Source organism: uncultured Dokdonia sp., from assembly GCF_937910895.1.
GTDB lineage: Bacteria > Bacteroidota > Bacteroidia > Flavobacteriales > Flavobacteriaceae > Dokdonia.
On sequence record NZ_CALEMI010000167.1, the window covers coordinates 1 to 21,544 of the forward strand.

The following is a 21,544-nucleotide window of genomic DNA, read 5'->3' on the forward strand; positions in this document are numbered from 1 at the left end:
TAAGCAATAAGAACGTTATGAAATTATCAAAACAAGACAGAAGACAGCGTTTACGTTTTAGAATACGTAAAACTGTAACAGGAACTGTTCAACGTCCGCGCTTGGCAGTTTTCCGAAGCAATAAAGAAATTTATGCTCAATTGATCGATGATGTAAGTGGTAAAACTATCACTGCAGCTTCCTCAAGAGACAAAGATATAGATGCTGCTAAAGCAAATAAAGTGGAGGCAGCAAAGTTGGTAGGTAAAGCAATCGCAGAGAAAGCCGTAAAGGCAGGTGTTGACACCATTTCTTTTGACAGAGGAGGTTACCTGTATCACGGAAGAGTAAAACAACTAGCAGAAGGCGCTCGTGAAGGCGGACTTAAATTCTAAATAAATTATGTACCAGAATTATAAAAACGTAGAGTTAGTTAAACCTAGTGGTTTAGAACTTAAAGATCGCTTAGTAGGTGTGCAACGTGTTACTAAAGTAACAAAAGGAGGTAGAGCCTTTGGTTTTTCTGCAATTGTTGTTGTAGGTGATGAAAACGGTGTTGTTGGTCAAGGATTAGGAAAATCTAAAGAAGTTGCTTCTGCAATCGCAAAAGCAGTAGAAGATGCTAAGAAAAACTTAGTTCGTATTCCTTTAAATAAGAAATCTATCCCTCACGAACAAAAGGGGAAGTATGGTGGAGCTAGAGTATTATTGATGCCAGCTGCTGCTGGTACAGGAGTAATTGCTGGTGGAGCTATAAGAGCTGTATTGGAGTCTGTAGGAATACACGATGTATTATCTAAGAACCAAGGATCATCAAATCCTCATAATGTTGTAAAAGCTACTTTTGACGCATTACTTCAGTTAAGAAGTGCTGAGACTGTGGCAAAGCAAAGAGGAATTTCGTTAGATAAAGTTTTTAAAGGTTAAACCAAGTAGTTATGGCAAAGATCAAAGTAACAAAGATCCGTAGTGCGATTAATCGTCCTGTAGATCAGAAAAGAACCCTTGAGGCTCTTGGATTAAGAAAGATGGGTCAAGTGAAGGAGCATGAGAATACTCCTAATATACTTGGTATGATAAATAAAGTAAGTCATTTGGTTTCTGTAGAAGAAGCATAAATAATTAGTATAGATGAATTTAAATACTTTACAACCTGCAAAGGGTTCAGTTAAGAAAAACGATAGCCGTAGAGGTCGTGGCCAGGCAACTGGTAACGGAGGAACAGCTGGTCGTGGTCATAAAGGACAAAAATCTCGTTCTGGTTATTCTAAGAAAATTGGTTTTGAAGGAGGTCAAATGCCTTTACAAAGACGTGTTCCTAAATTTGGATTTAAAAACGTTAACCGTAAAGAATATGCAGGCGTTAATTTAGACACACTTCAAGAATATGTTGATGCAGGTCGTATCAAAGATGAAGTGACTTTAGATGTACTAATCGAAAATCGTCTTGTCGGTAAAAATGACTTAGTGAAAATATTAGGTAGAGGAGAACTCAAAGCAAAGCTTAAAGTCACTGCTCACAAATTTACAGCGTCAGCAAAACAAGCTGTTGAAGCTGTTGGGGGTGAAGCCGTAACTTTATAATTGATATAAGAGGATGAAATTTATAGATACAATAAAAAATATTTGGAAGATTGACGAGCTTAAGAATCGCATTTTGCTTACGTTAATGCTTCTCCTCGTATATCGTTTTGGTGCTCAAGTAGTATTGCCAGGTATTGATGCTTCTAAATTAGGAGGTCTTCAAGATAGTACAAGTCAAGGACTTTTAGGTCTGCTAAGTGCTTTTACGGGAGGTGCGTTTTCAAATGCATCTGTATTTGCTCTTGGTATTATGCCTTATATTTCTGCATCTATTGTAGTACAATTAATGGGAATAGCGATTCCTTATTTACAAAAACTACAAAAAGAAGGTGAGAGTGGAAGACGTAAAATTAATCAAATAACAAGATGGTTAACCATCGCTATTTGTTTACTTCAGGCACCTGGGTATCTAGCAGCATTGCCAACGCTAATGGGAGGAACCGATGCTTTTGTATTAGGTCTTACACCTACATTCTATGTTTCATCTGTATTAATACTTGTAACAGGTTGTATTTTTGCAATGTGGTTAGGAGAGAAGATTACGGATAAAGGTATAGGTAATGGTATATCATTATTAATTATGGTAGGTATTATCGCTACTATGCCACTTTCATTTATTCAGGAATGGGTAGCCCGTGTTACTGAATCTAATGGAGGAATTATTATGATTCTTATTGAATTGGTAGTTTGGTTTGTTATCATTTTATTATCAGTACTCTTGGTGATGGCTGTTCGTCAAATTCCAGTATCCTATGCTAGACGTACTGCTAGTGGTGCTTATGAGAAAAATGTTTTTGGTAACAGACAATATATACCCCTTAAGTTAAATGCTTCTGGTGTAATGCCAATTATCTTTGCACAAGCTATCATGTTTGTTCCTGGTTTAATTGGAGGTGCTAGTTTTCTTGAAAACACAAGTACTGGTCAATGGTTACAACAAGAGTTTGGAGGGAATATATTTGGATTTTGGTATAACCTTGTATTTGGATTATTAATTATAGTCTTTACTTATTTTTATACTGCTATAACAGTTCCTACTAATAAAATGGCTGATGATTTAAAACGTAGTGGAGGCTTTATAGCTGGAATTCGTCCAGGAAGTGAAACGGCAGAATATCTGGATAAGATTATGTCTCAAATCACATTACCTGGCTCCGTATTTTTAGCACTTATTGCCATATTTCCTGCTATAGCTCATAAAGTTATTGGAATACAACAAGGTTGGGCTCTCTTTTATGGAGGTACATCTTTATTGATTATGGTAGGTGTAGCTATAGATACTATGCAACAAGTAAACTCATATCTGCTTAATAGACATTATGATGGTCTTATGAAATCAGGTAAAAATCGTAAAGCAGTAGCATAATGGCAAAACAAGCAGCTATAGAACAAGACGGGTCAATCATTGAAGCATTGTCTAATGCAATGTTCAGAGTTGAACTAGAAAACGGTCACGTAGTGACTGCGCATATATCAGGTAAGATGCGTATGCACTATATTAAATTATTACCTGGAGATAAAGTAAAATTAGAAATGAGTCCTTATGATTTATCTAAGGCTCGTATAACATACCGTTACTAACGGGTAAACAAGCTTGATATGAAAGTAAGAGCATCTATAAAAAAGAGAAGTGCCGATTGCAAGATTGTACGTCGCAAAGGCAGATTATACGTAATTAATAAAAAGAACCCTAGGTTTAAACAAAGACAAGGTTAAGAATTATGGCTAGAATTGCAGGGATAGATATCCCAAAACAAAAGAGAGGTGTAATTGCGCTAACATACATCTTTGGAATCGGTAGAAGTAGAGCTCAAGAAATTTTGGCTACTGCTAATGTATCAGAAGACAAAAAAGTGTCTGATTGGGATGACGACGAAATAGGTCGAATTCGTGATGCAGTGGGCGCCTTCACAATCGAAGGAGAATTGCGTAGTGAGGTTTCATTAAACATTAAGCGTTTAATGGATATCGGATGTTACAGAGGTATTCGTCATCGTTCAGGACTTCCATTAAGAGGTCAACGTACAAAGAATAACTCTCGTACAAGAAAAGGAAAGCGTAAAACTGTTGCAAACAAGAAGAAAGCAACTAAATAATAACTTGTAGTAATGGCAAAGCAAAGTACAAAAAAACGTAAAGTTGTTGTAGACTCTGTAGGTGAAGCACACATCTCAGCTTCTTTTAATAATTTGATTATTTCGTTAACAAATAAAAAAGGAGATGTGATTTCTTGGTCATCTGCTGGTAAAATGGGTTTTAGAGGTTCTAAAAAGAATACTCCTTATGCTGCCCAAACTGCTGCAGAAGACTGTGCGAAAGTTGCTCATGAAGCTGGCTTGCGTAAAGTAAAAGTATATGTGAAAGGACCAGGTAATGGACGTGAGTCTGCTATCAGATCTATTCATAATAGTGGTATTGAGGTTACAGAAATTATTGATGTAACACCAGCACCACACAATGGATGTCGTCCTCCAAAAAGACGTCGCGTTTAATTTTAATTTAATATCTAGAGGGAATATGGTTTGCGAAGGATTGACCTTAATTCCTAACCCCCTCCAAAAAAACTTTTTTAATGGCAAGATATACTGGTCCTAAGACTAAAATTGCTCGTAAATTTAGTGAAGCAATTTACGGAGAAGATAAATCTTTTGAAAAAAGAAATTATCCTCCAGGACAGCACGGAAACAACAGAAGAAGAGGAAAAAAATCCGAGTACGCTGTTCAATTACAAGAAAAACAAAAAGCAAAGTATACGTACGGGATACTTGAGCGCCAATTTAGAAATCTATATACAAAAGCAAATAGATCTAGTGGTATTACTGGTGAAGTTTTACTTCAACTATGTGAACAACGTCTAGACAATGTTGTATATAGAATGGGGATTGCTCCATCTAGAAATGGATCGCGACAATTAGTATCTCATCGTCATATTACTGTAAATGGTGGTATTGTAAATATCCCATCTTATCAAGTAAAGCCTGGTGATGTAATCGCTGTACGCGAAAAGTCAAAATCATTAGAAGTTATTACCAATTCATTATCTAACGCAAGTCAGGTATATGAGTGGATATCTTGGAATAATGATAAGAAAGAAGGGACATTTGTATCTGTTCCTCAGCGTCTTCAAATACCTGAAAACATCAATGAGCAATTCATCGTCGAATTGTACTCTAAGTAAAAATTAACTAAAGCTAGAAAACACGATATGGCAATATTAAATTTCCAAAAGCCTGATAAAGTCATTATGATTGACTCTACTGATTTTGAGGGCAAGTTTGAGTTTAGACCTTTAGAACCTGGTTATGGATTAACCGTAGGAAACGCTTTAAGACGTGTATTACTTTCTTCTTTAGAAGGTTTTGCAATCACTTCTGTACGTATAGAAGGCGTAGATCATGAGTTTTCTACAATCGCTGGAGTAGTTGAAGATGTTACTGAGATTATTCTTAATTTAAAACAAGTACGTTTTAAGAGACAAATAGAAGAGATAGATAACGAAACTGTTACTATTTCTCTGTCAGGAATAGATCAGCTTACTGCAGGAGACTTTCAGAAATTTATTTCTGGTTTTCAAGTATTAAACCCTGACCTTGTTATCGCAAATATGGATAAGAAGGTAAACCTTAATATGGAAATTACCATAGAAAAAGGAAGAGGGTACGTACCAGCAGAAGAAAATAAAAAATCAAATGCACCTCTTGGAACTATATTTACAGATTCTATATATACACCTATTAGAAATGTTAAATATAGTATAGAAAACTACCGTGTAGAGCAAAAAACAGATTATGAAAAATTAATCTTTGAAATTATTACTGACGGTTCTATTCATCCAAAAGAAGCACTTACTGAAGCGGCAAAAACACTTATACACCACTTTATGTTGTTTTCTGATGAGCGTATCACTCTGGAAGCAGATGAGATTGCTCAAACAGAAACCTATGATGAAGAGTCGCTTCACATGAGACAGCTTTTAAAGACAAAATTAATTGACATGGACCTTTCAGTACGTGCTCTTAACTGTCTTAAAGCAGCTGAAGTTGATACATTGGGAGATCTTGTTTCTTTCAATAAAAACGATCTTATGAAGTTTAGAAACTTTGGTAAGAAGTCATTGACAGAACTTGAGGAACTTGTAAATGTAAAAGGTCTTAATTTTGGTATGGATTTATCAAAATACAAACTAGATAAAGATTAATTACGATTTGTACGCTTTCGCGAAAGCGAATAAATAATATTAAGAATAATGAGACACGGAAAGAAAATTAATCATTTAGGAAGAAAAACGGCACATAGAAAGTCAATGCTGGCTAATATGGCTTGTTCCCTAATTGAGCATAAAAGAATTAACACAACAGTTGCAAAGGCTAAAGCTCTTAGACAATTTGTAGAACCTTTAGTTACAAAATCTAAAAACGATACAACACATAACAGACGTATTGTATTTGCTCGATTACGTCAAAAAGATGCCGTAACAGAACTTTTTAGAGATGTAGCTGTAAAAGTTGGAGATCGTCCAGGCGGATATACTCGTATTATCAAATTAGGTAATCGTCTTGGAGATAATGCAGACATGGCTATGATTGAACTTGTAGATTATAATGAAGTTTATAATGCTGGTAAGCCTACTAAAAAGAAATCTACTCGTCGTGGTAAGTCATCTAAAACTGAAGCACCTCTAGTTGCAGAAACGACTTCTAACGAGGAAGAATAGATCGGTAAACCTGTTACAAAAAGGTTAAATAGTATCGGGATTTACCGCAAGGTAAATCCCTTTTTTTATTTTTACACTGTCAAATTGATTTTTGGTAAGATATTTGACTTAAATAAAAATATAATTAAGAAATAAATAAACTATGAAAAAATTAATGATTGTTTTGGTATCCTTTATACTTTCTACAGGATACGGATACGCACAAGCAGTAAACCCTAATAACAATACGTTAGGAGCACTTGCGACCTATGGACCAGATGGGGCAAATATTGGAGCTTCTAGTATTGTAAATAATCCACCCAGGCCTATAGAAGGAACAGTATATCTATTTGACGGATGGAACAATAATACATTGATAGTAACAAATGTTCAAGAGAAACCTATTAGACTTAACAGTAACATTAACTTTAATGCTAAACGTAATGTTTTTGAATCTAAAATAGACAGTGAAACTATTTTTACATTTGATTTTACAAACATTAAGGAAATTGTAATTAACAATAGAGTTTTTAAAAATATCTATTCTCCAGTAGATGGTGCTTATAGAGTTTTTGAAGTTATTGCAGAGAGTAAAGATTTTGAAATTTATAAAGATTACACTATTGATATTAGAGAGGGTAATCCTAATCCACTTCTTGCTCGTACAAATGATAAGTATATTTTAAGAGATAGTTATTACGTAAAGAAAGGGAAGTCTTTTAAAAGACTTAAACTTAAAAAGTCTGAAATTCTTAAAGCAGCAGGTTCTAAGTCTTCGGTTGTAGAGCAATATGCAAAAGACAATAATCTCAATTTTAAAGACGAAAAAGATTTACAGAAGATCGTTAGTTATTACAGAACATTATAGTAATACTATTTTGAAAAATTTTCACAACATAAAAAAAGAGCTTTTAAAAAAAGCTCTTTTTTTATGCCTAAGTATTTTAAGCTATATAATATATTTGCACAAATTATAATTTTATGAAATATCAGTCTCGACGTCCAGCACTCATTTTACTTGCAGATGGAACTATTTTTTATGGTAAATCTGTAGGAAATAAAGAAGGTACATCTTTTGGGGAGGTATGCTTTAATACAGGAATGACAGGATATCAAGAAATTTTTACAGATCCTTCTTATTTTGGTCAACTTATGGTGACTACAAACGCACATATAGGAAACTATGGCGCAACTAATGAAGAAACAGAATCTGATGGAGTTAAAATATCAGGTCTTATATGTAGAAATTTCAGTTATACCTACTCGAGACAAGATGCTCAGGAATCTCTAGAAGATTTTCTTACCTCTAATCATCTTTTTGCAATATCGGATGTAGATACAAGAGCATTAGTAGCATATATAAGAGATCATGGCGCCATGAATGCTGTTATATCTACAGATGTTGATAATATAGAGGCTCTTAAAGCTCAGCTAGCAGAAGTTCCTAGTATGAATGGTTTAGAGCTTGCCTCAAAAGTTTCTACAAAAGAACCTTACTTTTTTGGAGAAGAAGATGCTGCCATTAAAATAGCAGCATTAGATATAGGAATCAAACGCAACATTTTGCGTAATTTTTCAAAACGAGGCGTGTATATAAAAGTATTTCCTTATGATACCTCTTATCAAGAAATGAAAAAATGGGGTGCAGATGGATACTTTCTGTCTAACGGCCCTGGAGATCCAGAACCATTAGAAAATGCCATACAAGTAGCTAAAGACATTATAGAAGAAGATCAGCCATTATTTGGAATTTGTTTAGGACATCAAGTGATTGCACTAGCTAATGGAATTTCTACGTACAAAATGCACAATGGCCATAGAGGGATCAACCACCCTATAAAAAATCTGATTACGGGAAAGGGAGAAATTACATCTCAAAATCATGGATTTGCTATTAATAGAGAAGAAACAGAGGCTAATGCTAATGTAGAGATTACCCATGTACATCTTAATGATCACACTGTTGCGGGTATTAGGATTAAAAATAAAAATTGTTTTTCTGTACAATATCATCCAGAAGCTAGTCCAGGACCAAATGATGCAACATATCTTTTTGATCAGTTTATAGAGAATATTAAAAAGAGTAAAGTATAATAGTTACATATTTTGTTTTATACAAATCACTTGTATGCGAAAACGTTATCGTTACTATTCGTCAAATTTTAAGGTTGTAAACACGACAAATTGTATCTTTCAGCCACTAAAAAAAATAATACTATGAGCATAATAATAGATATTCACGCAAGACAAATTTTTGACTCTAGAGGAAACCCTACAGTAGAAGTAGATGTGTACACAGAAAACGGAATGATAGGACGTGCAGCTGTACCATCAGGAGCCTCAACGGGAGAGCATGAAGCTGTGGAGTTAAGAGATGGAGGTGATGCATACATGGGCAAAGGCGTACAAGAAGCTGTAAGTAACGTAAATTCAATTATTGCTGCAGAATTATTGGGAACATCAGTTTTTGAGCAAAATTTAATAGATCAATTGATGATTGATCTAGATGGAACTCCTAATAAATCAAAACTAGGAGCAAATGCTATATTAGGTGTTTCTTTAGCTTGCGCTAAAGCTGCCGCCGCTGAGTTGAATATGCCTCTATATAGATATGTAGGAGGGGTAAGTGCAAACACGCTACCAGTACCTATGATGAATATCATTAATGGAGGTTCTCATAGTGATGCACCTATTGCTTTTCAAGAATTTATGGTTATGCCAGTAAAAGCAAAAAGCTTTACAGAAGCCATGAAAATGGGTACTGAGATTTTTCATAATCTTAAAAAAGTACTTCATGATCGTAACTTAAGTACGGCTGTAGGAGATGAAGGAGGTTTTGCACCAGCACTTGATGGAACAGAAGATGCATTAGACGCTATAAAATTGGCTGTAGAGAACGCAGGATATACTTGGGGAGATGAAATTATGATTGCCCTAGACTGTGCTGCTGCAGAGTTTTATGTAAATGGAAAATACGATTATACAAAATTTGAAGGAGCTTCAGGAGTCATACGTACTAGCGAAGAGCAAGCAGATTACCTAGCATCTTTAGCCGAGAATTATCCAATTATATCTATAGAAGATGGGATGGATGAGAACGATTGGGATGGATGGAAATATTTAACAGACAATATTGGTGATAAAGTACAACTAGTTGGAGACGACTTGTTTGTTACCAACGTTGAACGTCTTTCAAGAGGAATAGAAAATGGAATTGCAAATTCTATTCTTATTAAAGTAAATCAAATAGGAACATTAACCGAGACAATTGCTGCTGTAAATATGGCGCATAATGCAGGGTATACCTCTGTGATGTCTCATAGATCTGGCGAGACAGAAGATAATACTATTGCAGATCTAGCTGTAGCACTTAATACAGGTCAAATCAAAACTGGATCTGCTTCAAGATCTGATAGAATGGCAAAGTACAATCAGTTACTTCGTATAGAAGAACAATTAGCAGAAATGGCTTATTTTCCTGGTGAAAAAGCTTTTAAATTAAAATAACATATCTTTTCAAGACAAAATTAAAGCCTCCAACTTGGAGGCTTTTTTACGCTCTAATATCGACAAAAGACAATTTTATGTAGACTAAGTACATGTTTTTTGATACTATTATATTGATTTATTTACCTCAAATTCAAATTCAAATTAAAATATTTAAATTTTAAATGACTAATTTTTAGAATATTACATATCTTTTTAAGATATGTAAGAATTATCTTTCTTTTTATTCTTGTTGATTATTTACTTTTTGTATACATTTATCATCCAAATCTATTAGAACTTAAAAGAAAACCTACTTAGTCTGAATCTATAGCTATTCATTATTTTAAAGTTATAATAAAGCCTAACTCGATCTTTTAAATTCTTAACTCAACGATTGTATTGCACGTTAGTGAATAAACAGGCAGAATGATTTTAAGTTGGGTAAAGAGCGGGAGATGAAGCTTGAACGCCTAATGACTCGCTCTTTTTAAGAATTATTTTTTGGTATTTTAAATACCAAAATTTAGGTTTGAAGTTGGGTAAAGAGCTTATGCTATGGTATAAGCTCTTTTTTAATACTCAAATTTTGCTTTAAAAAGCGGAGCCACAACATGTTCAAAATGGCTATATGAACTAATCCTGTTTTTTAGTAAGATTCAAGATTTGTTTCAATTTTAGATTGGGGTTCAATACTTCAAAGATTGTTTCAGAAATTAAAAAACATATATTCTCTTGAATACCTTATAGCCTCATCCCGAGAACTATTTAGTGAATGATCTATTCTCAAATAAAATGCCTTGACAAGTTTATGTTGATAATCCAATGAACATATCATTTGGTTCATTCTATAAAGGTTTTCATTTTAAGTACGCTTTCGCGAAAGCGTATAAAATTAAAGGGACTCTTTTTTTCTTTGTCTAAAAGAGGTTAAAAATTTACTGAATTAAAGACTTTTAACAAGTTACTTATTGTTAGTGGTTACAACTCTAAACGTTTTTCATTTAATTTAAGTTTTTTTTAAGTGCTTTACTGTAGGGTAAAATTGAAAAAATCGACTGTTTTTTTGTAAATTAGCAATCCTTCTAACAAAAGGAATTATCACCTTAAAATTTCAAAAAAAAAGCATGGCAGAAAAAGCAACGCTAACCATAGACGGTCAATCTTATGATTTTCCTATCATCACCGGAACAGAAAACGAAAAAGCAATTGATATAAAAACCCTTAGAGGAGTAACAGGAGGTATCACAACTATTGATCCTGGTTATAAAAATACGGGTTCTTGTGAAAGTGCGATCACCTTCTTAGATGGAGAAAAAGGGATTTTACGATATAGAGGGTATTCTATAGAATCACTTGCAGAAAAAGCAGATTTTTTAGAAGTAGCTTATCTATTAATCTTTGGAGAGTTGCCGTCAAAAGTACAACTAGAGAAGTTTCATAATGATATAAAAGCAGAATCTCATGTAGATGAAGACATGAAGAAAATCTTAGATGGTTTTCCTAAGTCTGCGCATCCTATGGGAGTTTTAAGTGCGCTTACATCAGCGTTAATAGCTTTCAACCCTAACTCTGTAAATGTAGATTCAGAGGAAGAAATGTATACGGCAATCGTAAAGTTACTTGCAAAATTTCCAGTACTCGCTGCTTGGGCATTACGCAAAAAGAAAAGCCAACCCTTAGACTATGGAGACAATAGTCTTGGGTATGTGGCAAATCTTCATAAAATGATGTTTGCAAGACCTAATGAAGAGTACAAGGTAGACAAGTCTGTCATAGATGCATTAGATAAGTTATTGATTTTACATGCAGATCATGAGCAAAACTGTTCTACATCTACCGTTCGTATAGTAGGATCATCACACGCAGGATTATTTGCTTCTATTTCTGCGGGTATATCGGCATTATGGGGGCCACTTCACGGAGGAGCCAATCAAGCTGTTATAGAAATGCTTGAAGCGATTAAGGAAGATGGAGGTGATACAAAAAAATACATGGCAAAAGCAAAGGATAAAGAAGATCCGTTCCGCTTAATGGGCTTTGGTCATAGAGTATATAAAAACTTTGACCCACGTGCAAAAATTATAAAAGTTGCCGCAGATGATGTTTTAAATATGTTAGGGATAGAAGATCCCGTATTAGATATTGCTAAAGGATTAGAAAAAGAAGCATTAGAAGATCCTTATTTTGTAGATCGCAAATTATATCCTAATGTAGATTTTTATTCAGGTATTATTTATAGAGCATTAGGAATTCCAGTAGAAATGTTTACGGTGATGTTTGCACTAGGACGTTTACCAGGTTGGATCGCACAATGGAAAGAAATGCGTGAAGGGAAAGAACCAATTGGACGTCCACGTCAAGTATACATTGGTGAGAATTTACGTGACTTTGTCCCTGTATCCGAAAGATAAACATACCATATATTTTAGATTAAAAAGAGGAAACACATTGTTTGCTCTTTTTTTTTGAAATATCGTAATTTCACTTTCGTGAAAACTTATAATGATGCATCCACCAGAAATTAAAATAATACCTGAAAAAATAATCATAGGCTTATATGAAGTAATGTCTCTTTCTGAAGATAAAACCAGGCTATTATGGAAAAAATTCGGTTCTCAAAGAAAGGAGATAACAAATGCTCTCTGTGATGGGAGCTATAGTATTCAAGTATATGATGAAGGATTTGTAAGAGGAGAATTTTCACATACAACTCTTTTTGATAAATGGGCGGGGATAGAAGTGAAAAATATGGTAGAAGTCCCTAAAGGAATGGAGATACTCATAATTCCAGCTGGAAAGTGGGCGGTATTTCAATATCAAGGAATCCCAAGTGCCTTTTATAAGATGGCACAATATATTTATGAAGATTGGTTGCCAAATTCAAAGTATCAACTAGATCATCGTCCTCATTTTGAATATATGGACTCAGACTATCTAGGTCCTATGAATCCAGAAGCAAGAGAAGAAGTTTGGATTCCAATAAAATAAATTTACGTATGATAATCAATAGATAAAATAGAATGCGTTATCGTAATGTGTTTGTTTTTATTTCTTGTGATCAAACTTGGAGATTAGTATCTTAGTCGAATGCTTAAATTACATATACATGATGAGACTTCGCGGTTGCGTGCAGTCATTTTGGGAACAGCAGAGAGCTGTGGGTCAATTCCTAAACTAGAAGATGCTTACGATCCTAAAAGCGCACAACATATTCAAGCGGGAACGTATCCTATAGAAGAAGACATGGTCATAGAAATGGAAGCTGTAGCTGCTGTTTTTGAAAAATATGATGTAGAAGTATTTAGACCTAAAGTCATACAAGATTATAATCAGATTTTCTCTAGAGACATAGGTTTTGTGATAGATAATAAGTTTATAAAAGCCAACATACTTCCAGATCGAGAACGAGAAATAGAGGCTATACAACACGTCATAAATCAAATCCCTGCAACACATATATTTCGTTTACCAGAAGATGCTCACGTAGAAGGGGGTGACGTTATGCCTTGGGGAGACTATATTTTTGTGGGAACCTACTCAGGAGATGATTACGCTGATTTTATTACTGCTAGAACAAATAAAGAAGCAGTTCAATACCTAGCGGCACTATTTCCTAAAAAAAAGGTAGTCTCTTTTGAATTACGCAAGCATAATACAGACCCTAAAGAAAATGCACTTCACTTAGACTGTTGCTTTCAACCAGTAGGAACCGATAAAGCTATTATTCATAAAAATGGCTTTTTGAAGGAAGAAGAATATGAATGGTTAGTTAATTTGTTTGGAAAAGAAAATGTCTTTGAGATTTCTAAAGAAGAGATGTACAATATGAATAGCAATGTCTTTAGTATTGCTCCAGATGTTGTGATTTCTGAAAAAAACTTCACGCGTTTAAATACATGGTTACGATCTCATGACATTACTGTTGAAGAAGTCCCTTATGCTGAAATTGCAAAGCAAGAAGGCTTACTGCGTTGTAGCACACTTCCTTTAGTTAGAGATTAAGGCATAATAAAAGAGACTCCAGATGTCGTATGGCCGTTAAGATTTGGAAATATAAAATCCCCGTTGTTGGGATCATTGTATTCATTACTTAATAAAGACTCTCCGTACGCTTTTATGTGTATAGTAGCTCCAGAAATGAATCCTAAATTATGAAACTCTTCAAAGGTGTAATGCTGAATAAATGGTGTAAATTCAGCTTGTAATACAGGTGAAAAATAACCAAAAATATGATTACTAGCCTCACTTCCTATATTAAAAAACACACGTACATATCGTATGTTTGCCGTACGTGCAGGAGGGGAGGTGACTATTGACAATATAATCCCTGTAGCTGTCTCAGAAATTTGTAATTGATGAATCTCCGTCGTTGATTTTCTCCCTAATCTCTCAAATGCTTCAATGGTTGTTTCTTCACGTTGATGTATAATATCACCTCTTTTGAATGTCCCAAAATCTTCTTTTTCAAATTGTAAATCATAACGGCCATAGGGTATACTATCAAATCTATAATTGCCATCCTGATTTGTAAGGGCTGTAATAAGAGGAGAGGTTCCTTGTAAACCAACTTGCATACCATCGTTAGGCGAATAGCCACCTCTGGATGTAAATAAGTCTACAGTACCCGTTATAGATCCAATTTCTATAGGATCATTTTTTTCTTCACTAGAGCAAGAAAAAAATAACAAAGGAATAATGATATAGAATATAGATACTCTCATAAGCGCATAGCCTTTTAAAGATACAAAATAATTGAGTATCTAGCCAGGTATTATAATTGTATATACCCCTTACTTATTTTAAAACACGCACTTTTGAGGCTAAGTCCTTTGCTCTCTCCGTAACAGCTTTTATATCTCCATTCAATCCATCATAGGTAACTACAACGCCCATTCTGCGATATGGTCTTGAGGTGGGTTTTCCAAAAAGCCTAAAGTCACTTTGAGGCGCAGCAGCAACTTCTTCAATTCCTTCAAAAATTGGATGATCAGAATGATCACTAGCAAGTATAACAGCACTGGCGCCAATACGTTCTTGCGTAATCTCAGGGATAGGTAATCCTAAGACGGCTCGTAAGTGTAATTCAAACTCATTAAAGTTTTGTGTGTTTCCTAAAGTAACCATTCCTGTGTCATGAGGTCTTGGCGAGAGTTCAGAAAAATAAACACCATCATCTGCTATAAAAAACTCAACACCCCAAAGACCAGCACCTCCTAGAGCAGCAGTTACTTTTGCTGCCATATCTTGAGCTTTCTGTAAATGTTCAGATTGCATGGTTGCTGGTTGCCAACTTTCTTGATAGTCACCGCGTTCTTGACGATGTCCTATAGGAGGGCAGCATAATGTTTTTCCATCTCGTTGTGTGACTGTGAGTAATGTGATTTCATACTCAAAATTCACAAACCCCTCTACAATCACTTCGGCGACATCTCCGCGAGACCCTTCTTGCGAATAGTCCCAAGCCTTTTGAATATCTGATTCAGTTTTGATGGTACTTTGTCCTTTTCCGCTGGAAGACATAAGTGGTTTTACCACACAAGGCATTCCTATTTCCTGGACTGCTTCTGATAACGCTTTCGCGGAAGCGGCATACCTATAGTCAGCCGTTTTCAATCCAAGCTCTTTGGCAGCTAGGTCACGTATCGATTTACGATTCATCGTATAATTAGCAGCTTTTGCACTTGGAATCACCGTATACCCTTGCTTTTCATATTCGTAAAAACGCTCGGTGCGAATGGCTTCTATTTCTGGGACAATATAATCGGGCTGGTGCTTTGCAACAATACGATCTAAGGCATCGCCATCTAACATATTAATCACCTCAAACCCATGAGCAACCTGCATAGCGGGAGCATTTGCATAGCTATCTACCGCAATCACAATTTGTCCTATACGCTGTGCAGCGATTACAAATTCTTTACCGAGTTCTCCAGAACCTAAAAGGAGTATTTTAGCCATATTGTTGTATATTTAACTAATTGATATATAGTGTTATGAAATTAAAACTACTCTTGTTGTTTATGGGCATTGCCCAACTGGGATATAGCCAGATTGCTAAAATACAATTTATCCACAACGCTCCCGATATTTCTATTACAGAAGTTGATGTGTATGTAGATGATATTCTTGTCGTAGATAATCTTGCTTTTAAAACCAGTTCTGCATTTATAGATATCCCTTTTGATGGCAATATGGCACAGATTTCCATTTCAAATGCTACAGACGAAAGTGATTTTCTAGTGTCTCGTGAACGTATGCTCGTAGATCAAGAAAACTATTATATGGTTTTGAATGGTGTTTTTGATGCAGATGGCTATGCAGATGCAGAGCCGTTTGATTTGTTTTTATACGAAGGAGCAAGATTAGAGGCTTAAGATATAAGTGGAGGGCTAGATCTTGATGTTCTGGTACAACATGGTGCTTTAGGTTTTGATACTTCACTAACGGTGGAGGGCTGTCAGATTTTAGCAGGACCAGTAGCATTTGGTAGTTCAGTGTCTTTTTCTGAATACTCAGGGTATTCCCCTTGGACTCATGATGTCAATATTGGATGTGTTGCACGTGAGTCGTACTCGATACCACAGTTTTTTTACTTTCCGTATGATTTTCTTCTTGAAACAGAAGATGTTGGATTGGAAGGACAGGCAATTATGATGTTATTGTCTGGGTTTAGAAACCCTGAAGATAATAATGATGGAGAACCATTTAATACGTGGTACCTCACACCAGAAGGCGGAGATTTTATATTACTGAGTGAAGATAAAATTGCAAATATTCAGTTTGTCCATAATGCACCTGACGCTTCTATAGAAGAAGTAGATGTGTTTGCCAACGGAATGTTAGTTGGTGATGACTTAAGTTTTAAAACGGGAACCTCTTTTATACCTGTGGTTTTAGATCAATATGATGCTGTTAATATTTCAATTAGAGATGCTAGTAATGGAGATATATTATTAAATGAGTATGTGCAATCACTGACAGATCAAGAAAATTATTATGCAGTCATTGACGGTATTTTAGATACCGATGCCTATACAGACGTAGCGCCTTTTGGAGTATACGTATATGAAGGAGCGCGTCTTGAGGCGTCTGATCCAGATTCTGAATTAGATTTAGAGATCATGGTACATCACGGTACTATAGGTTTTGATCATACATTAGATGTTCAAGGTACTCAGATACTTGCAGCTCCTTTGCGGTTAGGGAGGTTACTTTTATTTTCAGACTATTCTGATGATAATGATTTTACATATTCTGCATGGAGTAGTCAAGAGAGTATAGCTATTGAGATTGGTGATTATGGGGGGAATATAGGTGGAGGTTTGCTTTCTGATTTTCAATTTAATTTCAGTTTTGAATTACCCTCTGAAAGTATAGGCCTAGAGGATCAAGCCATTCTCATGTTGCTTTCGGGCTTTCAAGACCCGAGCACAAACAATGATGGACAGCTTTTTGATGTTTTTTATCTCACACCAGAAGGAGGCGAATTTAGATCAGCGACATTAAGTGTTGATGACATTACATCATCAGCTATAACGGTATATCCAAATCCAGTTCAAGAAATTCTTACCATAAAAACCCTTTCTGCACAAGCTATAGGAGTTATATATGATCTGCAAGGTAGATTGATTTATGAAAATATTTTAATACAGGATACCACAACCATTGATGTAAGTGCGCTAAAATCAGGAATCTATTTTCTTCAACTCACAGATCAAAATAATAATGCGTCTACAGTGAGACGCATTATTAAAATGTAATATGTTGTTTTGTAAAGTATTTTATACGCTTTCGCGAAAGCGTACTTCTACTTTTTACTAGCAATCCAAGTGTTAATTTTATCTTCCAAAAGTGCCAGCGGAATACATCCCGTCTCCAACACTTCTTTGTGAAACTCTCTAATATCAAATTTGTCACCCAAGGCTTCGGTGGCTTTAGCTCTGAGTTCGCGTATTTTTAATTGTCCTATTTTATAAGACAGCGCCTGTCCTGGCATTGCCATATACCGCTCAATCTCTGAGATGATACCTGCTTCGCTTTCGGCTTCATTGTCTAAGCAATACGCAATGGCTTTTTCTCGACTCCAGCCTTTGGTGTGAATCCCTGTGTCTACGACAAGTCTTACAGCGCGATGCATCTCTGCACCTAACATTCCAAAAAGTTGATACGGATCTGTATATAATCCTAATTCCGATCCTAAAGATTCTGTATATAATGCCCAACCTTCACCGTAGGCACTGTACCATAACGTTTTTCTAAATTGAGGTAACTCTGTGCTTTCTTGCGTAAGCGAAATCTGGAAGTGATGTCCAGGAATGGCCTCGTGTAAGAATAAAGATTCATCTGAGTACACATTGTATTTTGAAGCATCCGGAATAGGCGTATAAAATATACCAGGACGGGTTCCATCCAAAGAGCCTGGATTGTACTCTGCACTTGCAGAATTTTCTCTAAAAGCTTCGGTACGTCTTACTTCAAAAGGCGTTTTAGGTTGTAAACTAAATAACTCATCCACTTTTGGCTTTATCGTAGCGTGCATCTCATTAAAGTTAGCGATGATTTCTTCAGGAGTAGAAAAAGGCATTAATTCTTTATTAGTACGTACATAGTCAAAAAAGGCTTTAAGATCTCCTTTAAAACCGACTTCATCTTTTATTTTTTCCATTTCTGTACGAATCCGTGCTACTTCGCTTAATCCTAGATTATGGATCTTATCAGCAGTCATGGTCGTGGTGGTGTAATATTTTATGGCAAAGTCATAATAGTCAGATCCATTAGGAAGATCACTATATCCAGAAGAGTCTCGTCCAGCTTCCATATATTCTTTAGTCATAAAATCAGCGATCTCTCTATAGGCAGGTATTACTTTATTTTGAATCATAGCAATATAATCTGCGGTAATTGCTTTTTGATCTTCTTCAGAAATACTTTCTGGAAAATTAATAATAGGAGTATAGAATAGATGCGATGTTACATCTGGTTTTGCCATTGACTCCATTTGCGGAATTACTTTTTTAATTAAAGATTTAGGAAGTGTATACCCTTCTTCCATTCCTTGTTTCATATTTTTTTGAGCACTGGATAACCAGACAAGATATTGATCTACTCTCTTTTCCCAATTTCTATAATCTTCTACGGTTTCAAAGGGTTGTGCGCTAGCACCACTGGCTAACTGACCAAACATTAAATGTGGAGACCACATTTGATCTATAGGCATTAAGTCTTTTTTATACGTTAGAGCCTCAAGGTTTATATCACAATCCCATTGTAAGATAGCCTTACTTAATTTTTCAGTATCACTTAACGATGCATCTGGGTAGTTTGATAATTGAGATTTATAAGACTCGTAGTATTCTTTTACGTTGGCTTTATATGCGGGTGATAATATATCTGGAAATTGGTCATTGTATCGATTGTCGCCAGCCATGGTAGCATTAAGAGGATTCAGTTTGAGTCCTTCTTCGTAGTAGTTGTCTAATAATTCAGCAAAGGGAATGATGTCTTTTGTCGCTGATTCTGGAGTTTCTTTTTTACAAGCAATTACTGAGATGGTAATTAGATAAAGAAATAAGATTTTTTTCATGAGATATACGCTTTCGCGAAAGCGGAAAAAACGTCCACCTTTGCTTTGTTATTGAATCCATAAAGATACGAGTATCTACTTAATTTTTTCTATGATATATACAAGTTGAAATAACGAATGTATCTCATTAATTTCCAGTAAAAGGAGTTTCGAAAATACCAACGGCTAGCTCTACCCATACAAATAATAACAGGATAATAACACCTATAATGATCAACGTACGATACGTGTTGCGTATCAATTTCTTCTGAATGTAATTAATGAGAAGCCCAGTACTCAGGAGTAAGACACCTGCAATTATGAAATCCATCACGTTCCAAGTTACCTGATTTGTAAACTGCATGGCGATGAGGGGAATTAACAGGATAATTCCCGTGATGAAAAAAATGATATGTATTCTTTTTGTTTTTATCACTATACTAAAGATAGTAATTTTGTTATTGAATGAAAAAACCTCCTTTATTAGAAAGAAGGTTTTGATATTTTATATGTGTAGTATGCGCTTTTGCGAACCTGTCTTGCCGGCAGGCAGGAGCGAACTATGAATTAAGAAACAGCTTCTTTAATTCGTTTGATGGCTTCTTTAATTTGATCTGCACTAGCGGCATAAGAGATTCGGATGGAGTTTGGATTTCCAAAAGCGTCTCCTGTTACAGTAGCAACATTTGCGTGTTCTAATAAGTACATAGCAAAATCTGAAGCATTTCTAATCGTAACTCCATTGAGCGTTTTTCCAAAAAATGCAGTTACATCTGGAAATACATAAAAAGCGCCGTCAGGGTTATTGCATACAAATCCGTCTATCTCATTGAGAAGGTCAAGGATAAGCGCGCGCCTATTTTTAAACTCGTCAACCATGTATTGTACTTTGCTTGGATCTGCTTCTAGAGCGGTAATTACAGCACGTTGCGCAATACAGTTAGCGCCACTAGTAATCTGACCTTGCATTTTATTGCAAGCTCTAGCGATTTCTGTAGGTCCTCCAATATATCCTATACGCCATCCCGTCATAGCAAATGCTTTTGACACGCCATTTACAGTAACCGTACGGTCGTACATATCTGGAAATTGAGCCATACTTGCATGTGCTCCTACATAATTGATGTGCTCATAAATTTCATCACTCACCACTATTATTTGTGGGTATTTCACAAGTACATCTGCAAGTGCACGTAATTCTTCTTTACTGTATACAGATCCAGATGGGTTGCAAGGAGAACTATACCATAACATTTTTGTTTTAGGTGTAATCGCAGCTTCCAGCTGTTCTGCTGTCATTTTAAAATCAGTATCTATAGACGTTTCTACTTCTACAGGAACACCTTCGGCAATTTTTACAATATCACTATAACTTACCCAATATGGACAAGGTAATATTACTTCATCTCCAGGGTTTAAAACAACGAGTGCAATATTGGCTAAAGATTGTTTAGCACCTGTAGAAACAACTATTTGTGATGGGTTGTAAGTAAGATCATTATCTCGCTTGAACTTTGTGATAATAGCATTTTTAAGTTCTACATATCCATCAACTGGTGTATATGAGTTGTAATTATCATGGATCGCTTGTATCGCGGCATCCTTGATAAAATCTGGAGTGTTAAAGTCAGGCTCTCCAAGGCTTAATCCTATAATGTCTTTTCCTTCAGTACGTAGTTCTCTTGCTTTTGCTGCCATTGCAAGTGTGGCAGATGTTGCCATAGTAATGACACGATTAGAAAGTATACTCATTCTGTAATAATATAGGTTGGATAATGGTTATAATACACTTTTTATGCAGTTACATTTACGGGTTGCATTCCCATTTCACGTAAGTGTCGGAAATGTGCTATAATTGCTTTACGAGTTGTTTTGTACTCAAAGTATGGCAAGTTAAACTCATTTGCAGTATCTCTTACAATCTTACTAATCTTGGTATAATGCACGTGACTTATGTGCGGGAAGATATGATGCTCTACCTGATGATTTAATCCTCCAGAAAACCAATTCATAATACGATTTTTAGTCGAAAAGTTTACAGTAGTAAATAACTGATGAATTGCCCATGTGTTTTTCATAGTACCCGTTTCATCTGGTAGTGGCATGTGTGCATCTTCTACCATGTGTGCTAGTTGGAATATGAGACTTAAAATAACACCAGCAGTGTAATGCATGATAAAGAATCCTATTAATACTTTCCACCAAACGATGTTAGAAAATATAAGAGGTATTACAAT

The 21,544-nt window shown here is 35.4% G+C and carries 26 protein-coding genes; 20 read left to right on the forward strand and 6 right to left on the reverse strand.

The window, feature by feature from the left end:
- The first annotated feature begins 17 nt into the window (after positions 1 to 17).
- From rplR to Q0505_RS21090, 18 genes are all read left to right on the forward strand, one after another.
- The gene (gene rplR / locus Q0505_RS21005) at positions 18 to 374 is read left to right on the forward strand and encodes a 50S ribosomal protein L18 (RefSeq protein ID WP_299217619.1); all 357 of its coding nucleotides are present in this window, start codon (positions 18 to 20) and stop codon (positions 372 to 374) included.
- Positions 375 to 381: 7 nt separating this feature from the next.
- Positions 382 to 906 (forward strand): 30S ribosomal protein S5, encoded by a 525-nt coding sequence (gene rpsE / locus Q0505_RS21010; RefSeq protein ID WP_299217558.1) that lies wholly within the window; start codon positions 382 to 384, stop codon positions 904 to 906.
- 11 nt (positions 907 to 917) lie between these two features.
- Positions 918 to 1,097, forward strand: coding sequence for a 50S ribosomal protein L30 (gene rpmD / locus Q0505_RS21015; RefSeq protein ID WP_089373234.1), 180 nt, complete (start codon positions 918 to 920; stop codon positions 1,095 to 1,097).
- A 13-nt stretch (positions 1,098 to 1,110) separates the two neighbouring features.
- Positions 1,111 to 1,563: a 50S ribosomal protein L15 gene (gene rplO / locus Q0505_RS21020; RefSeq protein ID WP_299217563.1), complete on the forward strand. Its 453-nt coding sequence runs from the start codon at positions 1,111 to 1,113 to the stop codon at positions 1,561 to 1,563.
- Positions 1,564 to 1,576: 13 nt separating this feature from the next.
- Positions 1,577 to 2,929 (forward strand): preprotein translocase subunit SecY, encoded by a 1,353-nt coding sequence (gene secY, locus Q0505_RS21025; RefSeq protein ID WP_299217566.1) that lies wholly within the window; start codon positions 1,577 to 1,579, stop codon positions 2,927 to 2,929.
- Complete coding sequence (gene infA, locus Q0505_RS21030; protein ID WP_013751343.1) at positions 2,929 to 3,144, forward strand: translation initiation factor IF-1; 216 nt, start codon at positions 2,929 to 2,931, stop codon at positions 3,142 to 3,144. Before secY ends, infA begins: the two co-directional genes overlap by 1 nt.
- Positions 3,145 to 3,162: 18 nt before the next feature.
- Entirely contained in the window at positions 3,163 to 3,279 is a 117-nt protein-coding gene (ykgO, locus tag Q0505_RS21035; protein ID WP_010519235.1) for a type B 50S ribosomal protein L36, read from the forward strand.
- Positions 3,280 to 3,284: 5 nt separating this feature from the next.
- Complete coding sequence (gene rpsM / locus Q0505_RS21040; RefSeq protein ID WP_299217569.1) at positions 3,285 to 3,659, forward strand: 30S ribosomal protein S13; 375 nt, start codon at positions 3,285 to 3,287, stop codon at positions 3,657 to 3,659.
- A 12-nt stretch (positions 3,660 to 3,671) separates the two neighbouring features.
- The gene (gene rpsK / locus Q0505_RS21045) at positions 3,672 to 4,055 is read left to right on the forward strand and encodes a 30S ribosomal protein S11 (RefSeq protein WP_299217572.1); all 384 of its coding nucleotides are present in this window, start codon (positions 3,672 to 3,674) and stop codon (positions 4,053 to 4,055) included.
- Positions 4,056 to 4,135: 80 nt separating this feature from the next.
- Positions 4,136 to 4,741, forward strand: a complete 606-nt coding sequence (gene rpsD / locus Q0505_RS21050; RefSeq protein ID WP_299217574.1) for a 30S ribosomal protein S4 — start codon at positions 4,136 to 4,138, stop codon at positions 4,739 to 4,741.
- 27 nt (positions 4,742 to 4,768) lie between these two features.
- Positions 4,769 to 5,761 (forward strand): DNA-directed RNA polymerase subunit alpha, encoded by a 993-nt coding sequence (locus tag Q0505_RS21055; RefSeq protein ID WP_299217576.1) that lies wholly within the window; start codon positions 4,769 to 4,771, stop codon positions 5,759 to 5,761.
- A 48-nt stretch (positions 5,762 to 5,809) separates the two neighbouring features.
- Positions 5,810 to 6,277, forward strand: a complete 468-nt coding sequence (gene rplQ, locus Q0505_RS21060; protein ID WP_299217579.1) for a 50S ribosomal protein L17 — start codon at positions 5,810 to 5,812, stop codon at positions 6,275 to 6,277.
- Between the two features lie 142 nt (positions 6,278 to 6,419).
- The gene (locus Q0505_RS21065; protein ID WP_299217581.1) at positions 6,420 to 7,124 is read left to right on the forward strand and encodes a hypothetical protein; all 705 of its coding nucleotides are present in this window, start codon (positions 6,420 to 6,422) and stop codon (positions 7,122 to 7,124) included.
- Between the two features lie 113 nt (positions 7,125 to 7,237).
- Positions 7,238 to 8,350, forward strand: a complete 1,113-nt coding sequence (carA, locus tag Q0505_RS21070; RefSeq protein WP_299217583.1) for a glutamine-hydrolyzing carbamoyl-phosphate synthase small subunit — start codon at positions 7,238 to 7,240, stop codon at positions 8,348 to 8,350.
- A gap of 123 nt (positions 8,351 to 8,473) precedes the next feature.
- Positions 8,474 to 9,763, forward strand: coding sequence for a phosphopyruvate hydratase (gene eno, locus Q0505_RS21075; protein WP_299217585.1), 1,290 nt, complete (start codon positions 8,474 to 8,476; stop codon positions 9,761 to 9,763).
- 1,106 nt (positions 9,764 to 10,869) lie between these two features.
- Positions 10,870 to 12,156, forward strand: a complete 1,287-nt coding sequence (locus tag Q0505_RS21080) for a citrate synthase (RefSeq protein WP_299217588.1) — start codon at positions 10,870 to 10,872, stop codon at positions 12,154 to 12,156.
- A 91-nt stretch (positions 12,157 to 12,247) separates the two neighbouring features.
- Complete coding sequence (locus tag Q0505_RS21085) at positions 12,248 to 12,733, forward strand: GyrI-like domain-containing protein (protein WP_299217590.1); 486 nt, start codon at positions 12,248 to 12,250, stop codon at positions 12,731 to 12,733.
- Positions 12,734 to 12,832: 99 nt separating this feature from the next.
- On the forward strand, positions 12,833 to 13,747 hold the full coding sequence (locus Q0505_RS21090; protein ID WP_299217593.1) for an arginine deiminase family protein: 915 nt from the start codon (positions 12,833 to 12,835) through the stop codon (positions 13,745 to 13,747).
- On the opposite strand, the gene Q0505_RS21095 is transcribed toward Q0505_RS21090, so the two are convergent.
- Together Q0505_RS21095 and purT are read right to left on the reverse strand one after the other, a co-directional pair.
- Entirely contained in the window at positions 13,744 to 14,466 is a 723-nt protein-coding gene (locus Q0505_RS21095; RefSeq protein ID WP_299217596.1) for a carboxypeptidase-like regulatory domain-containing protein, read from the reverse strand. The genes Q0505_RS21090 and Q0505_RS21095 overlap by 4 nt on opposite strands.
- A gap of 73 nt (positions 14,467 to 14,539) precedes the next feature.
- On the reverse strand, positions 14,540 to 15,703 hold the full coding sequence (gene purT / locus Q0505_RS21100) for a formate-dependent phosphoribosylglycinamide formyltransferase (RefSeq protein WP_299217598.1): 1,164 nt from the start codon (positions 15,701 to 15,703) through the stop codon (positions 14,540 to 14,542).
- Positions 15,704 to 15,738: 35 nt separating this feature from the next.
- On the opposite strand from purT, the gene Q0505_RS21105 reads away from it, so the two are divergent.
- Complete coding sequence (locus tag Q0505_RS21105) at positions 15,739 to 16,119, forward strand: hypothetical protein (protein ID WP_299217601.1); 381 nt, start codon at positions 15,739 to 15,741, stop codon at positions 16,117 to 16,119.
- A gap of 72 nt (positions 16,120 to 16,191) precedes the next feature.
- Positions 16,192 to 17,505, forward strand: coding sequence for a T9SS type A sorting domain-containing protein (locus tag Q0505_RS21110; RefSeq protein WP_299217604.1), 1,314 nt, complete (start codon positions 16,192 to 16,194; stop codon positions 17,503 to 17,505).
- Between the two features lie 47 nt (positions 17,506 to 17,552).
- Here Q0505_RS21110 and Q0505_RS21115 read toward each other — a convergent pair whose 3' ends face one another.
- From Q0505_RS21115 to Q0505_RS21130, 4 genes are all read right to left on the reverse strand, one after another.
- Positions 17,553 to 19,328, reverse strand: a complete 1,776-nt coding sequence (locus Q0505_RS21115) for a DUF885 family protein (protein ID WP_299217607.1) — start codon at positions 19,326 to 19,328, stop codon at positions 17,553 to 17,555.
- A 127-nt stretch (positions 19,329 to 19,455) separates the two neighbouring features.
- Positions 19,456 to 19,743: a hypothetical protein gene (locus tag Q0505_RS21120; RefSeq protein ID WP_299217610.1), complete on the reverse strand. Its 288-nt coding sequence runs from the start codon at positions 19,741 to 19,743 to the stop codon at positions 19,456 to 19,458.
- 131 nt (positions 19,744 to 19,874) lie between these two features.
- Positions 19,875 to 21,059, reverse strand: coding sequence for a pyridoxal phosphate-dependent aminotransferase (locus tag Q0505_RS21125; protein WP_299217613.1), 1,185 nt, complete (start codon positions 21,057 to 21,059; stop codon positions 19,875 to 19,877).
- 41 nt (positions 21,060 to 21,100) lie between these two features.
- Positions 21,101 to 21,544, reverse strand: a 444-nt coding sequence (locus Q0505_RS21130; protein WP_299217616.1) for a fatty acid desaturase, incomplete at its 5' end; no start/stop codon positions are given.

What these genes read in the sequence shown, in the direction of transcription:
- rplR (WP_299217619.1), top strand. Translation starts at nt 18, where the DNA reads ATGAAATTATCAAAACAAGACAGAAGACAGCGTTTACGTTTTAGAATA.
- rpsE (WP_299217558.1), top strand. Translation starts at nt 382, where the DNA reads ATGTACCAGAATTATAAAAACGTAGAGTTAGTTAAACCTAGTGGTTTA.
- rpmD (WP_089373234.1), top strand. Translation starts at nt 918, where the DNA reads ATGGCAAAGATCAAAGTAACAAAGATCCGTAGTGCGATTAATCGTCCT.
- rplO (WP_299217563.1), top strand. Translation starts at nt 1,111, where the DNA reads ATGAATTTAAATACTTTACAACCTGCAAAGGGTTCAGTTAAGAAAAAC.
- secY (WP_299217566.1), top strand. Translation starts at nt 1,577, where the DNA reads ATGAAATTTATAGATACAATAAAAAATATTTGGAAGATTGACGAGCTT.
- infA (WP_013751343.1), top strand. Translation starts at nt 2,929, where the DNA reads ATGGCAAAACAAGCAGCTATAGAACAAGACGGGTCAATCATTGAAGCA.
- ykgO (WP_010519235.1), top strand. Translation starts at nt 3,163, where the DNA reads ATGAAAGTAAGAGCATCTATAAAAAAGAGAAGTGCCGATTGCAAGATT.
- rpsM (WP_299217569.1), top strand. Translation starts at nt 3,285, where the DNA reads ATGGCTAGAATTGCAGGGATAGATATCCCAAAACAAAAGAGAGGTGTA.
- rpsK (WP_299217572.1), top strand. Translation starts at nt 3,672, where the DNA reads ATGGCAAAGCAAAGTACAAAAAAACGTAAAGTTGTTGTAGACTCTGTA.
- rpsD (WP_299217574.1), top strand. Translation starts at nt 4,136, where the DNA reads ATGGCAAGATATACTGGTCCTAAGACTAAAATTGCTCGTAAATTTAGT.
- Q0505_RS21055 (WP_299217576.1), top strand. Translation starts at nt 4,769, where the DNA reads ATGGCAATATTAAATTTCCAAAAGCCTGATAAAGTCATTATGATTGAC.
- rplQ (WP_299217579.1), top strand. Translation starts at nt 5,810, where the DNA reads ATGAGACACGGAAAGAAAATTAATCATTTAGGAAGAAAAACGGCACAT.
- Q0505_RS21065 (WP_299217581.1), top strand. Translation starts at nt 6,420, where the DNA reads ATGAAAAAATTAATGATTGTTTTGGTATCCTTTATACTTTCTACAGGA.
- carA (WP_299217583.1), top strand. Translation starts at nt 7,238, where the DNA reads ATGAAATATCAGTCTCGACGTCCAGCACTCATTTTACTTGCAGATGGA.
- eno (WP_299217585.1), top strand. Translation starts at nt 8,474, where the DNA reads ATGAGCATAATAATAGATATTCACGCAAGACAAATTTTTGACTCTAGA.
- Q0505_RS21080 (WP_299217588.1), top strand. Translation starts at nt 10,870, where the DNA reads ATGGCAGAAAAAGCAACGCTAACCATAGACGGTCAATCTTATGATTTT.
- Q0505_RS21085 (WP_299217590.1), top strand. Translation starts at nt 12,248, where the DNA reads ATGATGCATCCACCAGAAATTAAAATAATACCTGAAAAAATAATCATA.
- Q0505_RS21090 (WP_299217593.1), top strand. Translation starts at nt 12,833, where the DNA reads ATGCTTAAATTACATATACATGATGAGACTTCGCGGTTGCGTGCAGTC.
- Q0505_RS21095 (WP_299217596.1), bottom strand. Translation starts at nt 14,466, where the DNA reads ATGAGAGTATCTATATTCTATATCATTATTCCTTTGTTATTTTTTTCT.
- purT (WP_299217598.1), bottom strand. Translation starts at nt 15,703, where the DNA reads ATGGCTAAAATACTCCTTTTAGGTTCTGGAGAACTCGGTAAAGAATTT.
- Q0505_RS21105 (WP_299217601.1), top strand. Translation starts at nt 15,739, where the DNA reads ATGAAATTAAAACTACTCTTGTTGTTTATGGGCATTGCCCAACTGGGA.
- Q0505_RS21115 (WP_299217607.1), bottom strand. Translation starts at nt 19,328, where the DNA reads ATGAAAAAAATCTTATTTCTTTATCTAATTACCATCTCAGTAATTGCT.
- Q0505_RS21125 (WP_299217613.1), bottom strand. Translation starts at nt 21,059, where the DNA reads ATGAGTATACTTTCTAATCGTGTCATTACTATGGCAACATCTGCCACA.